General features: G+C 72.5%; 11 protein-coding genes. 4 read left to right on the forward strand and 7 right to left on the reverse strand.

Annotated features, from left to right (window positions below; translation table 11 throughout):
- Positions 1 to 156: 156 nt before the first annotated feature.
- The 3 genes from ACZ499_RS21580 to ACZ499_RS21590 form a co-directional block, all read right to left on the reverse strand.
- Positions 157 to 1,353 carry a lipid-transfer protein gene (locus ACZ499_RS21580; RefSeq protein WP_468677059.1) on the reverse strand — a complete coding sequence of 399 codons (1,197 nt, stop codon included), beginning with the start codon at positions 1,351 to 1,353 and terminating at the stop codon, positions 157 to 159.
- Positions 1,350 to 1,799 carry a Zn-ribbon domain-containing OB-fold protein gene (locus tag ACZ499_RS21585; protein WP_468677061.1) on the reverse strand — a complete coding sequence of 150 codons (450 nt, stop codon included), beginning with the start codon at positions 1,797 to 1,799 and terminating at the stop codon, positions 1,350 to 1,352. The genes ACZ499_RS21580 and ACZ499_RS21585 overlap by 4 nt, the downstream gene beginning before the upstream one ends.
- A 76-nt stretch (positions 1,800 to 1,875) precedes the next feature.
- Entirely contained in the window at positions 1,876 to 2,682 is an 807-nt protein-coding gene (locus ACZ499_RS21590) for a M15 family metallopeptidase (protein ID WP_468677063.1), read from the reverse strand.
- Positions 2,683 to 2,774: 92 nt separating this feature from the next.
- Here ACZ499_RS21590 and ACZ499_RS21595 point away from each other — a divergent pair, with 92 nt between their 5' ends.
- The gene (locus ACZ499_RS21595) at positions 2,775 to 3,311 is read left to right on the forward strand and encodes an NUDIX domain-containing protein (protein ID WP_468677064.1); all 537 of its coding nucleotides are present in this window, start codon (positions 2,775 to 2,777) and stop codon (positions 3,309 to 3,311) included.
- 172 nt (positions 3,312 to 3,483) lie between these two features.
- Here ACZ499_RS21595 and ACZ499_RS21600 read toward each other — a convergent pair whose 3' ends face one another.
- Complete coding sequence (locus ACZ499_RS21600; RefSeq protein ID WP_468677066.1) at positions 3,484 to 5,850, reverse strand: glycoside hydrolase family 31 protein; 2,367 nt, start codon at positions 5,848 to 5,850, stop codon at positions 3,484 to 3,486.
- 218 nt (positions 5,851 to 6,068) lie between these two features.
- Between ACZ499_RS21600 and ACZ499_RS21605 the strand changes: the two genes are divergently transcribed.
- Positions 6,069 to 8,057, forward strand: coding sequence for an acetoacetate--CoA ligase (locus ACZ499_RS21605; RefSeq protein WP_468677068.1), 1,989 nt, complete (start codon positions 6,069 to 6,071; stop codon positions 8,055 to 8,057).
- Between the two features lie 39 nt (positions 8,058 to 8,096).
- Here ACZ499_RS21605 and ACZ499_RS21610 read toward each other — a convergent pair whose 3' ends face one another.
- A complete protein-coding gene (locus ACZ499_RS21610; protein ID WP_468677070.1) occupies positions 8,097 to 9,419 on the reverse strand; it encodes an aminotransferase class I/II-fold pyridoxal phosphate-dependent enzyme in 1,323 nt (440 codons plus the stop codon).
- A 45-nt stretch (positions 9,420 to 9,464) separates the two neighbouring features.
- Between ACZ499_RS21610 and ACZ499_RS21615 the strand changes: the two genes are divergently transcribed.
- Together ACZ499_RS21615 and ACZ499_RS21620 are read left to right on the forward strand one after the other, a co-directional pair.
- Positions 9,465 to 10,739, forward strand: a complete 1,275-nt coding sequence (locus ACZ499_RS21615; RefSeq protein WP_468677072.1) for an MFS transporter — start codon at positions 9,465 to 9,467, stop codon at positions 10,737 to 10,739.
- 22 nt (positions 10,740 to 10,761) lie between these two features.
- Positions 10,762 to 11,718: a hypothetical protein gene (locus ACZ499_RS21620; protein ID WP_468677075.1), complete on the forward strand. Its 957-nt coding sequence runs from the start codon at positions 10,762 to 10,764 to the stop codon at positions 11,716 to 11,718.
- A gap of 90 nt (positions 11,719 to 11,808) precedes the next feature.
- Here ACZ499_RS21620 and ptsP read toward each other — a convergent pair whose 3' ends face one another.
- Both ptsP and ACZ499_RS21630 read right to left on the reverse strand, forming a co-directional pair.
- Complete coding sequence (ptsP, locus tag ACZ499_RS21625; RefSeq protein WP_468408796.1) at positions 11,809 to 13,479, reverse strand: phosphoenolpyruvate--protein phosphotransferase; 1,671 nt, start codon at positions 13,477 to 13,479, stop codon at positions 11,809 to 11,811.
- Between the two features lie 95 nt (positions 13,480 to 13,574).
- On the reverse strand, positions 13,575 to 14,024 hold the full coding sequence (locus ACZ499_RS21630; protein WP_371651037.1) for a PTS sugar transporter subunit IIA: 450 nt from the start codon (positions 14,022 to 14,024) through the stop codon (positions 13,575 to 13,577).
- Between the last annotated feature and the right edge of the window lie 523 nt (positions 14,025 to 14,547).

Consider the following 14,547-nt stretch of genomic DNA (forward strand, 5'->3'; position numbering starts at 1 on the left):
GGGAGCAGCCCGGCGACCGCGTGCGACGGCACGCGGCCCGGAGCCGAGGAACGGCGACGCCGAGAGACAACCGGAAGTGTTCACCGGCCGTGATGGAGCGTCAAGGTCGCCGACAGCAACGGCTGCCGGGGTACGGACGGAACGGCGGGCGGGAGCTCAGCGCACCGCGATCACCGACGAGCCGTGTCCGAACAGGCCCTGATTGGCGGTGATCCCGGCCCGTGCCCCGTCGATCTGCCGCTCGCCCGCCGTACCACGCAGCTGCCGGGTGAGCTCGCAGACCTGCGCGATGGCCTGGGCGGGCACCGCCTCACCGAACGATGCGAGCCCCCCGCTCACGTTGACCGGAACGCGACCGCCGAGCGCTGTCGCGCCCTCCCGTACGAGCTTCGCGCCCTCCCCGGCGCCGCACAGCCCCAGATCCTCGTACCACTCCAGCTCCAGGGCGGTCGACAGGTCGTACACCTCGGCCAGCGACAGGTCCTCGGGCCCGATCCCGGCCTCCTCGTAGGCGGCCCGTGCGATGGAGGCGCGGAAGGAGTACGGCGAGGGCTCCGCCGCGACCGCCGAGTCGGTGGCGATGTCCGGCAGGTCCAGGACCGTGTTCGGGTAGGTGGGCGTGACCGTGGACACGGCCCGTATCCGCACCGGGTCCGCCGCCCCGTGCCGACGCGCGTAGTCCATGCCGCACAGCACCAGGGCGGCCGCCCCGTCGGAGGTCGCGCAGATGTCGAGCAGCCGCAGCGGATCGGCGACCACGGCCGAGGCGGCGACCTCCTCGGCGGTCACCGCCTTGCGGTAGCGGGCGTACGGGTTGAGCGCGCCCGCCGCCGCGTTCTTCACCTTGACCAGCGCGAAATCATCGACGGTGTCCCCGTGCAGGGCCATGCGGCGGCGGGCGTACAGACCGAAGTAGGCCGGGTTGGTGGCGCCCAGGACCCGGAAGCGCAGCCAGTCGGGATCGTCCGGCCGATCGCCGCCCGCCGGGGCGAAGAACCCCTTGGGCGCCGCGTCGGCGCCCACCACGAGCACCACCTCGGCCATCCCCGAGAGGATCTGCGCCCGCGCGGTGTTGATCGCCTGCGCGCCGGACGCGCAGGCCGCGTACACGCTCGTCACGCGCGCGCCCTGCCAGCCGAGGGCCCGCCCGAAGGTCGCCCCGGCCACATACCCGGGGTAGCCGCCGCGCACGGTCGCCGCGCCGACCACGGACCGCACGTCCGGCCAGTCGAGCCCGGCGTCGGCGAGCGCGGCGCGGGCCGCTACCGTCCCGTACTCGATGAAACTCCTGCCCCATTTGCCCCAGGGGTGCATGCCGGCGCCGAGGACCGCGATGTCGTCCGTGCCGCTCATGCGCTCGCCCCCACGGGCCGCCAGTGCCAGGTCGTCCAGACGGTCCCGGCGTCCTCATTGAGCACGCCGGGCACCACCTCGACCTCCATTCCGATGGCGAGGTCGGCGGTGGTCACACCCGGCGCGGCCTGGCCCAGGACGACCATCCGCTCGGCCTCCAGCTCCACGGCGACCAGCGTGTACGGCTGCCAGACGGCCTCGGGGTCGGAGACGTAGGGCGCGGGCGGCCGGTAGCGCCCGTCGGTGTACGACCAGACGCGCCCGCGCCCGGAGAGCGGCACCTCGGTCAACTTCCGCCCGGAGCAGGCGGGGTTGCGGCAGAAGGAGTCCTCGCGTGGGAAGAACACGGAGGCGCAGGCGGTGCACCGGGTGCCGAGCAGCCGGAACTCCTGATCCTCCGCCTCTGTGAACCAGCCCGCCACCACGGGCGTGCGCGTGCGCGTCAAAACCCCTCCCGGCCTCATATCTGACGGAACGTCAGAAGTGTGCCACGAGTGGCCGCGCTCCGGCAGGGGGCGTCACTCAGCGGTGACCGGCCACCGAGCGCCACGCCACTGGGAAGTCGAAGTAGGTGTCCGGGAACGGCTCCGGCTGGAAGGTGTAGTGCCACCACTCCTGGGGTATCCCGACGAACCCGGCGGCCTGGAGCGTGCCCTTCAGGAACTGGCGGTTGGCGCGCTGGACGCCCTGGATGCGGGGGTCGTCGGTGTGCGACAGGGTGTCGAAGCAGTCGAAGCCGGTGCCCATGTCGACGGAGTTGTCGGGGAAGCGCTGGTCCTTCGGCGCGAAGCACGGCACGAGCGGCTGGCCGGGACGGTACGGCGGCGTCGGCCACGCGGGCAGCCGGACGATGGTGAGGTCCACCGAACTGCCCCGGCTGTGCCCCGACTTGGCCGCGATGTACACATCCTCGAACAGCCTCGACTTGTCGACAAGCGGATAGAACTCGGTCTTCATCCGCTGGTCGTCGAGGTCCTTCGCCCACTCCACGAAGGTGTCGACGGCCCGCTGCGGCCGGTAGCAGTCGTACACCTTCAGCGAGTAGCCCTCTCGGAGCAGCTTCAGCTGTGCCTGGTGCAGCGCCTGGGCCGCCTGGCGGGTCAGGATGCACACCGGCTGCCGGTAGCCGTCGATCGGACGGCCCACGAAGTTGTGCGGCGTGATGTAGCGCATCTCCTGGATGATCGTCGGGTCCACGGTGGCCAGCGCGACGAACTCGGCGGGTGCCTTGGGTTCGGGCGTGGCCCGGGCGGCGGGCGAGGTGGCGGTCACGGCGAGCAGGGCGGCGGCAGCGGCGACCAGGCCGCGCACGGTCGATCTGAGTGTCATGTGCACACCCTTCATTGCTCAACGGGTCGTAGAAAAGGGGGAGTTGGGGCAATGTGATCCGATGGCCGAATGTATTCGGTTAAAGTCCGCGCGTGACCGGGACCTCGAAGACCTCGAAGCAGCCTGTGAAGGACTCGCACTGCACCGCGTGCGGATCGCCCTACCCCTCGGCCTCGGCCGGCTGGCCCCGCCCCTGCGCGGCGTGCGGGACCGTCACCTATCGCAATCCGCTGCCGGTCGCCGTCGCCCTCCTTCCCGTGACGGACGCGCGCGGTACGGGACTCGTCGTCATCACCCGCGCCGTCGAGCCCCACATCGGCCGCTCCGCCCTGCCCGGCGGCTTCGTCGACGACGGCGAGCTGTGGCAGGAGGCGGTCGTCCGCGAGCTGTACGAGGAGACCGGAATAGAAGCCTCCGCCGCCGATGTGCGCCTCGCGGACGCGCTCAGCTCCCCGCACCACGTCCTCCTCTTCGGCCTGCTCCCCGCCCGCGCCGCGGCCGAACTCCCGCCGCCCGCCCCGACGGACGAGACGGCCGGCTGGCGGGTGCTCCGCCGCCCCGAGGAACTGGCGTTTCCGCTGCATACGCAGGTGGTACGGGGGTGGTTCGCCGGGGGTGAAGGGGGGTGAGGGGGCCGGGACTGCCGGGCGTTGAGGGGGGCGAGAGTCGGCGGCTCTCGCTGAGGGGTGGCGGCACTCGGCTGGGGGCGAGCCGTATGGGTACAGGGTTGGCGGCATTCGCTGAGGGCCGGCCGCATCGGCACAGGGCCAGCCGCACTCGCCTGGCGGCGCCGAGCGCAAGTCACCCCACCCCACGGCCCTCACCCCGCACCCGCACCACGTACCCCAGCTCCCGCGTCGCCCCCTCGTCCGTTATCCGCTCCACCACCACCCGGCCGCCCGCCGTCCGGGTGGTGAAACGCTCCACCACCGCCGGCCCCCACCCGTCGCCCTCGTCCCGTACGACGAGGCCGCCGCCGGTGCGTCCGGCCGCCGGGGCCCACACCTCCAGTTCCACTTCGCCGTCTGCGCCGCGCACCGGGATGACGGAACCGGCCCTGGCCAGTACCGGGATACGGGCCAGGGGCGCGTCCACGAGGACCCGGCAGGGGCCCTCGTGGGGCTCCTCGGTCGCCGTGTCGTACCAGCGGCCGCGCGGCAGCCGCACCGCCCGCCGGTCCGTGCCCCGCTCGAAGACGGGCGCCACCAGCAGCGCGTCGCCGAGCAGGAACGCGTCCTCGCAGTCCCGCAGCGTCTTGTCGCCCGGCGTGCCCCACCACACGGGCCGCACGTAGGGCGCCCCGGTCAGCCGGGCCAGCTGCGCCAGCGTCATGAAATACGGATGCAGCCGCTCCCGCTCGGCCAGCGCCACGCGCGCGTGGCCGAGCACCTCGGGACCGAACTCCCACGGCTCCCGGCGCCCGGCCCAGATCGCCGAGTGCGTACGGAAGAACGGCAGCCGGGCTGCCAGCTGCAACCAGCGCAGATACAGCTCCGGCGACGGGGTGCCGCTGAACCCGCCCACGTCCGGACCCGAGTACGGCACCCCGCACAGCCCGAGTCCGAGCACCAGGGCGAGCGAGGCCCGCAACCCCGGCCAGCCGGTGCTCACATCACCCGACCAGGTGCCTCCGTAGCGCTGCATTCCGGCCCAGCCGGAGCGGCTGAACAGGAAGGGCCGGCCGTCGGGGCGCAGCCTGCGCAGACCCTCGTAGCCCGCCCGTGCCATGGTCAGGCCGTACACGTTGTGGGCCTCGCGGTGGTCGCCGCCCCGGCCATCCAGCACGTGCCGCGCCGAGCGGGGCAGGGTCGGATCGCCGAAGGGCGCGAACGACGTCGGTTCGTTCATGTCGTGCCACACCCCGGCGAAGCCCTGGTCGAGCCGCTCCTGGTAGAGCCCGCCCCACCACTCACGCGCGCGTGGATCGGTGAAGTCGGGATACACGCACTCGCCCGGCCAGACCACGCCCCGCACCTCGTCGCCGCGCGCGTCCCGCACGAACGCGTCCGCCGCAAGCCCGCTCTCGTACACGGCGTTGCCACGCTGCGCCTTCACCGCCGGATCGACGATCGACACCAGCCGCACACCCTCCTCGGCCAGGTCCTTGGCGAGGCGGGGCAGATCCGGGAAGTGCTCGCGGTCGACCGTGAACACCTGGTGGGCGTCGTAGTGGTCGATGTCCAGATGGAGCGCGGACAGCGGCAGCCCGTGCTCCCGGTACCCGGCGACGACCCGCCGCACCTCGGCCTCGCTTCCGAAGCCCCAGCGGGCGTGCTGCGGGCCCAGCGCCCAGGACGGCGGCAGCGCGGGCGCGCCGGTCAGCGCCGTCCACCCCTGCAGCACGCGCGCGGGGGTGCCCACCACCACCCAGCAGCGCAGCGGCCCGCCCTCCATCCGCAGCTCGCTGCTCCCGGCCCGGTCATGGCCCGAGCCGGCCCCCTCCTCGCCCTCGCGCAGCAGGACCCGGCCGTCCCAGGTGTTGTCGTAGAACGCCAGATGGGTCCCGGCGTCCGCCACCACCAGCTGCACCGGCATCGTGATGTACAGCGGGTCGTCGCCGGGGGCGAAGCCGCCGCGCGGGTCCGTGTTCCACAGCCGGTACGCCCCGTCGCGCAGCCGGGGTCCGTCCGCGCGCCCGCCGAGCCCGAACACGCGTGCGTCGGCGGCCACTTCGGAGCGCTGCACCCAGCGCGCGGGACCGCCGCCGACCGGCTCCCACCAGCGCGGCGGCAGCTCGCGGCGGAGCACCACCCCGCCGGGGGTGCGCACCTCCACGGCCCCGTGCCGGGACACCGCCACCATCACCCGTTCGGAGACCACCCGCCAGCCGCCGTCCGTGTCGGGCTCCAGGGCGGCGCGCGCGTCGGGCTCGGGCGCGGGCCCAGCCAGCGCGTACGACGGCTCGGGGCCGGCCCCGTCCCAGCCCCAGAACACGGCGCCGCCCGCCGCCACCCGCACCTCCAGCTCGGAGCGCGCGAACCGCACCACGCCGCCGCCCGGCCGGGGCTCCGCGTCCCGCACCTGTCCGGGTGCCCGGGCGCGCTCGGGCCCGCGCGCGGGCAGCCCCCACGCGTCCGCACGGCGCCGCCGCAGGGCCGAGCGGACCGCCCGCAGCCCCTGCACCGAGCCGACCGCCTTCACCGAGCGCACCAGGTCATTGCCGTCCATGCGGCTCACCCTGCCATCCGGATCATGAGCTGTGTGCTCCGTTCAACTTCCGTTCATCCGTGGTGGCGCCACATCCTCAGGTGCCGGACTATGGGCGGCACACCCTGGTGCGGAAGACGATCACATGGCATCGTCCCTGTGAGCCGCCGCATGCGCACACCCCTACGCGTGTGCGGGCGGCACACGCACACCACGCGTACCAGCCCGGGAGCCCACCCATGACCTCACCAGCGAACGCCGCGCCGCAGCCCGCGCCCCTGTGGCAGCCGGGCCCCGACCGCATCGCCGGGGCGCGGATCACCGCGTTCCAGACCTGGGCCGCCGAGCGGTACGGCGCACCTGCCGAGGGCGGCTACGAGGCGCTGCACCGCTGGTCCGTCACCGAACTCGACACGTTCTGGAAGGCCGTCGCCGACTGGTTCGAGGTGCGCTTCTCCACCCCGTACGAGACGGTGCTCGCCGACCGGTCGATGCCGGGCGCCCAGTGGTTCCCCGGCGCCACCCTCAATTACGCCGAGCACGCGCTGCGCACCGCCGAGGACCCGGCCCGCGCCGACGACGCCGCGCTCCTGCACGTCGACGAGATGCACGAGCCCGTCGCCACCAGCTGGGCGGAGCTGCGCCGCCAGGTCGGCTCGCTCGCCGCCGAGCTGCGCGCCCTCGGCGTACGGCCCGGGGACCGCGTCAGCGGCTATCTGCCGAACGTCCCGCAGGCCGTCACCGCGCTCCTGGCCACCGCGGCCGTCGGCGCCGTGTGGACGTCCTGCGCCCCCGACTTCGGCGCACGCAGCGTCCTCGACCGGTTCCAGCAGGTCGAACCCGTCGTCCTGTTCACCGTCGACGGCTACCGCTACGGCGGCAAGGAGCACGACCGCACCGACGTCGTCGCGGAGCTCCGCCGCGAACTGCCCACCCTGCGCGCTGTCGTCCACATCCCCTTGCTCGGCACCGCTGCCCCCCAGGGAACTCTCGAATGGTCTTCGCTCACTGAGAGTGACAACGAGCCGGTCTTCGAGCAAGTTCCCTTCGACCACCCGCTCTGGGTTCTCTACTCCTCCGGCACGACCGGCCTGCCCAAGGCCATCGTCCAGTCCCAGGGCGGCATCCTCCTCGAACACTTCAAACAGCTCGGCCTCCACTGCGACCTGGGCCCCGAGGACCGTTTCTTCTGGTACACCTCCACCGGCTGGATGATGTGGAACTTCCTCGTCTCCGGCCTGCTGACCGGCACCACGGTCGTCCTGTACGACGGCAGCCCGGGCTTCCCGGAGACCGGCGCCCAGTGGGGCGTCGCCGAGCGGACCGGCGCCACCCTCTTCGGCACCTCCGCCGCGTATGTGATGGCCTGCCGCAAGGCCGGTGTGCACCCGTCCCGCGACCACGACCTCTCGCGCGTGAAGTGCGTCGCCACCACCGGTTCGCCGCTCCCGCCGGACGGCTTCCGCTGGCTCCACGACGAGGTCCGCGAGGACCTGTGGATCGCCTCGGTCAGCGGCGGCACCGACGTGTGCTCCTGCTTCGCGGGAGCCGTCCCGACGCTGCCCGTGCACATCGGCGAGCTCCAGGCCGCCTGTCTGGGCACGGACCTGCAGGCCTGGGACCCGCATGGCAAGCCGGTCGTGGGTGAGGTGGGCGAGCTGGTCGTGGTCAACCCGATGCCCTCCATGCCGATCCGCTTCTGGAACGACCCGGACGGCAGCCGCTACCGCGACAGCTACTTCGAGATGTTCCCCGGCGCGTGGCGCCACGGCGACTGGATCACCATCACCGACCACGGCTCGGTGGTCATCCACGGCCGCTCCGACTCCACCCTCAACCGCCAGGGCGTCCGCATGGGTTCGGCCGACATCTACGAAGTCGTCGAACGCCTCCCGGAGATCCGTGAATCCCTGGTCATCGGGCTCGAAGAGCCGGACGGCGGCTACTGGATGCCGCTCTTCGTCCACCTCGCCGAGGGCGCGGTCCTGGACGACGCCCTCCGTACGAAGGTCAAGCAGGCGATCCGGGAGCAGCTCTCCCCGCGCCACGTCCCGGACGAGATCATCGAAGTCCCGGGCGTTCCGCACACGTTGACGGGCAAGCGCATCGAGGTGCCGGTCAAGCGCCTGCTCCAGGGCACACCACTGGAGAAGGCGGTCAACCCGGGCTCGGTCGACAACCTCGGCCTCCTCCGCTTCTACGAAGCGGTGGCCCGCAAGCACGGCTGACAAAGGCGCGCCCCGCCCGCAGGGCGGGGGCGCCGCCCCTCACCCTCCGTACGTGGCCTCGGACTCGCCCAGCACCTCACCGAAGTCCGAGGCCAGCCGAGCCGCCTCGGCCGGTTCGAGCCCCGCCGCGGTGATCCGTACACCGGCCCCCGTAGCGATCCGGAACCGCGCGCCGGCGGCGACCCACCACCCGCGCGAGCGCAGCCCGTTCACCACCGCGGACTCGTCCCGCACCGGCACCCACAGGTTCATCCCGCTCGCCCCGTGCGAGGCGATCCCGCGCCGCTCCAGCTCGCCCGCCAGAGCGCGGCGCCGCTCCCCGTAGGCGTCACGCGCGCGGTGCACGAGCTCCCGCGCCATCCGGTCGGTGAGCAGCCCGAGCACCGTGCCCTGGAGCAGATGGCTCACCCAGCCGGAGGTCAGCAGCAGTCGGCCGTCGTGCCGCGCCAGCGTCGCCGGGTCACAGGCGGCGGCCGCCCACCGCAGGTCCGTGCCCAGGTACTTCGTCACCGTCCGCACATGCGCCCAGCGTGCCAGCTGCCCGCCCGCCGTCAGGGTGTACAGCGGCGCCCCCGCGATCTCCGCGGCGTGGTCGTTCTCGATTACCAGCACCTCGGGCGCCGCTCGCAGCACCTCCACGAGGTCGTCGCGGCGCCGCTCCGAGAAGCAGCCGCCGTACGGGTTCTGCGCCCGCGGGCTGCATACGACGGCCCGCGCCCCGGCCCGCAGCGCCTCGCGAAGGGCTCCCGGCCGCATCCCCTGGTCGTCGACGGCGACCGGGACCGTACGCAGCCCCATCACCTGCACCAGGTCGAGCAGATGGTGGTAGCCGGGGTCCTCCATGGCCACCGCGTCGCCGGGCCGCAGCTCGGTGGTGAGCAGCCGGGCGACGCAGTCGAGCGCGCCGTGGGCGAAGGTCACCGACCCGGTCGGCACGCCGTCGGCGCCCAGCCATTCCTGGACGCGCTCCTCCAGCAAGGGCAGCCGGGGCGTCGAGCGGTGGGACCGCGCACCGGCCGTCATCCGTACCGGCGCGGGCAGTTCGGGCAGGAAGGCCGGGTCGGGGTGGCCGCCCGCGAGGTCCCGCAGCCCCTCCGGCACCTTCGGCGGGCGCCGTGACGCGACCGAGGGCGCGGCCGCGACCACGGTCCCGCCCCGCCCGTGCGTGACCACGACGCCGCGCCCGCGCAGCTCCTTGTACGCCGTCGCCACCGTGCCGGGACTCACGCCGAGGTCGTCCGCGAGCCGGCGGACCGGAGGAAGCGTGTCCCCCGGCGCCAACCCGCCGTCGGCGACGGCCCGTTCGACGGAAGCGGCAATTCCCTTGGCCGAGGTGCCGGTGATCGCATATTGTTCTGCCACGTACTGAACTATGTATCAATACATAATGCCAGTCAAGGGGGAGCAGTGACTTTGCGCAGCCGACGTGCCGCACTGTGGGAACGAGTCCCGGGAGGCCGCGACGGCCGACTGATGCTCTGGGTCGCCTTCGTCGACCGGACCGGAAGCGGCCTGTGGGCCGCCGTCTCGGTCCTGTACTTCACCTACGTGGCCGGGCTCTCGGTCACCCAGGTCGGCACGCTGGTCGCCCTCGCCGGCGCGGTCGGCATCGCGGGCGCCCCCATAGGGGGCCGCATCGCGGACCGGCTGCCCCTCACGCGCGTGCTCATCGTCTTCCAGGTCCTGCGCGCGCTCGCCGCCGCCGCACTGCTCACCACCGACAACTACGCGCTCCTGCTGGTGTACTCGGCCGTCGGCAGCTTCGGCGACCGCTCCGCCAACGTACTCACCAAGTTGTACGCGGCCCGCGTCGCCGGACCCGGCCGCATCCGCTACCAGGCCGTCAGCCGTACCCTGGCCAACGCGGGCTGGGCCGTCGGAGGCCTCGCAGCGGCGGCTGCCCTCGCGCTCGCCACCACGGCCGCCTACCAGTGGCTGCTCGCCGGAGACGCCCTCTCCTTCGTCGGCGCCGCCCTGCTCACCGCCCGCTGCGCCGAACCGCCCTCGCCCATGCGCACGGTCGCCACCTCCAAGGACCCCGCCCCCGCCGCGCGACCGGGCAGCCCCTGGAAGGACCGCACGTACCTGACCTATGTGGCCACCGAGTCGGTGCTCTTCATGGACGACGCCGTCTTCAAGGTCGGCATCCCCCTCTGGGCGGTCTCCGCCACAGACGCGCCCCAGGGCCTGGTACCGCTCCTGATGGTGCTCAACAACGTGATGGTGGTGGGCCTCCAGGTCCCCCTGGCCCGATTCGGCGCGACCACCAAGGCGGCACACCGCCTACTCCTCCCGCTCGCCGCCGTCTTCGCCGCCGCCGGCGTCGCCATGGCCGCCTCAGCGGTCCACGGCGCGGTACCGGCGAGCATCTGTCTGACCGTCTCGACCGCCGCCTTCACCCTGGCCGAGATGATCCACGCCACCGTCTCGTGGGAACTCTCGATCGCGCTGGCCCCGGAGCAGGCCCAGGGCAGCTACCTCGGCGTGCACGGCCTGGCACAGTCCGCACAGCGCAGCGCGGGACCGCTCGCCGTCACCGCGGCCATCGCGACCGGCCCCATTGGCTGGACGGCCTTCGGCGCCGCCATCGCTCTGACCTGCTGTGTTCAGCACCGGCTCGTACGGGACCGGCTGCCGCGACCGGCGTTGTCAGTGCCCCCGATTACGGTGAGTGAGCATTGATCGACAGCACGCAGGGGGAACCATGGCGCACATCCGCAACTCCAGGAAATCCACCAGCCCGACGGCTTCCACCCGGTCCCGAACACCCCGGGGCCCCCGACCCGTCCACGCCGCCAGAGCCACGCGGCGGACCCTGCGCCGGGAGACGCCCGGCACGGTGGGGCTGCTGGCGGACGCGTACGACTTCGAGGCGATGACGCGGTACCGGTCCTTCGCCTTCGACGACCACACCGCCTATCTCCGCCAGGTCGACGGCCTGCTCAGATCCCTCGCCGCCCAGGGACTGCACACAACGGTCGCCCTCTTCGACCCGGAGGAGTTCACCGAGTTCTGCACCGCGACAGGCCTCGACCCCGACACCGCCGACAGCCGCACCCGCTACACCGCCGAGATCGCGGCGGGCGGCGCCCGCGTCGCCTACGCGGGCCAGCCCATCGACAGCCTGGTGCCCGAGCTCATCAACAAGGCGGTCCGCCAGGCGACCTGGGACTACGCGACCCTGCTCCTGGCCGACCTGGGGGAGTGCGCCGAATGCGGCCAGGACATCGGCCGCTCCGCCTTCGAACGCGCCTCGACGATCCTCACGCGCCTGATCGAGGCGGCGGGCCCGGGCCTGCACCACATGGTGTGCAGCGTCCAGGCACAGCAGGAGCAGCTCATCGCCGTGCTCCACGCCGAGGGCCGCGGCGGCGACCCGGCCCTGCTCGACGAGACGGACGTCGCCGAGTTCGTCACCGTCCTCGCCGCGGGCATCGCCCAGCACAGCCCGGGCGGTCTGGTGCTGCGGACGACGGCGCCGGACGCGCCCGACCGCGTCCACGGCTGGCGGCTTCACGGAGGCAGCCTGCTCCCGCTCACCGCCGGAGAAGTCTTCAGCGCGTACTGCACCGATGCCGACACCGGAGACCCGGTGGCACCCGAACCAGGAGTGGACTACCGGGCGGGCTTCCCGTTCGACCAGCCCGCCACCGACCACTGACGGACAAGCGAGAGGGGCTTCCCGCCGCACCCGCGCCGGGAAGCCCCTCTCACTCAGACACTGCGCAGAGGCAGCGGACAGCGGCCCGGGTCACTCCCCGGACAGCACCGCCTGCGCGGCCACGCGGGCCTCCTCGGCCGAGTCCGCGGCACGGGCCGCGGCGGCCGCGCGCTCGCACTGGGCGAGCGTGTACTTCGCCAGCGTCGCGCGCACGTAAGGAATGGACGCGGCACCCATCGACAGGCTGGTCACACCCAGACCGGTGAGCACACACGCGAGCAGCGGATCGGAGGCAGCCTCACCACAGACACCACAGCTCTTGCCCTCGGCCCTGGCCGCCTCGGCGGACAGCGCGACCAGGTCGAGCAGCGCGGGCTGCCACGGGTCCTGCAGCCGCGACACCGCACCGACCTGCCGGTCGGCCGCGAACGTGTACTGCGCCAGGTCGTTGGTGCCCAGCGACAGGAACTCGACCTCCTGGAGGATCGAGCGCGCGCGGAGCGCGGCGGAGGGGATCTCCACCATCGCGCCGAACTTCGCCTGCAGCCCGGCCGCCCGGCACGCGTCCGCGAACGCCTTGGCGTCCGCACGGTCCGCGACCATCGGCGCCATGACCTCCAGATAGACCGGAAGCCCCTCGACGGCCTTGGCCAGCGCCGTCAGCTGAGTCCGGAGCACCTCGGGGTGGTCCAGGAGCGACCGCAGACCGCGCACGCCGAGCGCCGGGTTCGGCTCGTCGGCGGGCGTCAGGAAGTCCAGCGGCTTGTCGGCGCCCGCGTCCAGCACACGCACGACCACACGGCCCTCGGGGAACGCCTCAAGCACCTTGCGGTACGCCTCGACCTGCTTCTCCTCCGACGGCGCCTTCGCGGAGTCGTCGAGGAAGAGGAACTCGGTACGGAACAGACCGACGCCCTCGGCGCCCGCCTCCACCGCTGCCGGCACATCGGCGGGACCGCCGACGTTGGCGAGCAGCGGCACCTTGTGCCCGTCCGAGGTCGCACCCGGACCGGAGGACGCGGCCAGCGCGGCCTTGCGCTCGGCTGCGGCACGCTCCAGCTCGGCGCGCTTCTCGTCGGTCGGGTCGACGAAGAGCTCGCCGGTGCTGCCGTCGACGGCGATCAGCGTGCCCTCGGCCAGCTCACCGGCGCCTGGCAGCGCCACGATCGCGGGGACGCCCAGCGCCCGCGCCAGAATCGCGCTGTGGCTGGTCGGCCCGCCCTCCTCGGTCACAAAGCCGAGCACGAGCGCCGGGTCGAGCAGCGCGGTGTCGGCGGGAGCGAGGTCGCGCGCGATCAGTACGTACGGCTCGTCGCTGTCCGGAACGCCCGGCATCGGGACGCCCAGCAGACGCGCCACGATGCGGTTGCGCACGTCGTCGAGGTCCGCAACGCGCCCGGCCATGTACTCACCGGCGCCCGCGAGCAGCTCGCGGTAGTGCGAGAACGCGTCGTACACGGCACGCTCGGCCGTGCTGCCGACGGCGATGCGCCGGTCGACGTCGGCGATCAGCTCGGGGTCCTGGGCGATCAGGGCCTGAGCCTCAAGAACGGCCTGCGCCTCACCCCCAGCCAGGTTGCCGCGCGCGTTCAGGTCGGCCGCCACGGCCTCGACGGCCTTGCGAGCACGCCCCTGTTCGCGCTCCGCCTCCTCCGCCGGAATCTGCTTGGCCGGCGGCTCCAGGACCGCAGTACCCATGTGCCGGACCTGGCCGATCGCCACACCGTGGCTCACGCCGACGCCTCGCAGCGTTGTCTCCATTTCACCCGTCTCCGATTGGTGCGGCGGTCTGAGCCGCCGCGGTGGATGTCCGACTCACCGTCTCGACGACGGCGGCGTCACGACTTCTGGCTGAACTACTTCCAGGTGAAGAGGACGTCGCCGGCCTTCACATCGCCGTCCTCACGGAGGTCGCCGAGGGAGTCAGCAGTGGCTTCCAGGGCCACGATCGGGCACACGGGGGACTTCCCGGCCTCTTCTACGGCGGCCGGGTTCCAGCGCACGACGGCCTGGCCCCGCGTGACGGTGTCGCCCTTGTTGACGAGCAGCTCGAAGCCCTCGCCGTTGAGCTGCACGGTGTCGATACCTAGGTGCGTCAGCACGCCGTGGCCCTCGTCGTCGACGACGACGAAAGCGTGCGGGTGCAGGGAGACGATGACGCCATCGACGGGGGAAACCGCCTCCGAGGGCTCTCGTACGGGGTCGATGGCGGTACCGGGGCCCACCATTGCGCCGGAGAACACCGGATCGGGCACTGCCGCGAGTCCGATGGCACGCCCGGCGAGCGGGGACGTCACGGTGGTCATGGATGGCCTCCCAGGGGTGGGGCTTTTTCGTGTCACCGTCACTACTTCCCGTGTGACGGCGTACTGTTCAGCAGGGTAAGTCATAAGAAGTCCGGGTTCGCCTGGTATGACTCCGGGCCGGGCTTCCCCGACGGAGACTACTGGACTAGACCGGTGCGTTAGTGGACTAGACCATAGACCCCCGAACGCCCCTGGGCCGATTTGCCCCGACCGCGCCGGGGCCTGTACTGTCCTAAGTCCCGCCTGACCGCAACGTGTGAACTTCACGTGAATGTGTCGGGACGGGCAGGCTCCTCCTCACTTGCTGATCTTGACCTGCGCCTCGCTTTGCTCTGCCGGTATTTCCGTGCGCCGCAAAACGAAGTGGTCAGGGAGACGGAAAAGCACTGATAGAGTCGGAGCCGCCGGAAAGGGAAACGCGAAAGCGGAAACCTGGAAAGCGAATCCCGCTGACTGGGAATCGGACGCGAAAGAGTCTGATAGAGTCGGAAACGAAGGAAGCGCCCGGAGGGCCCGGAAACGG

Source organism: Streptomyces sp. NPDC031265 (assembly GCF_055570295.1).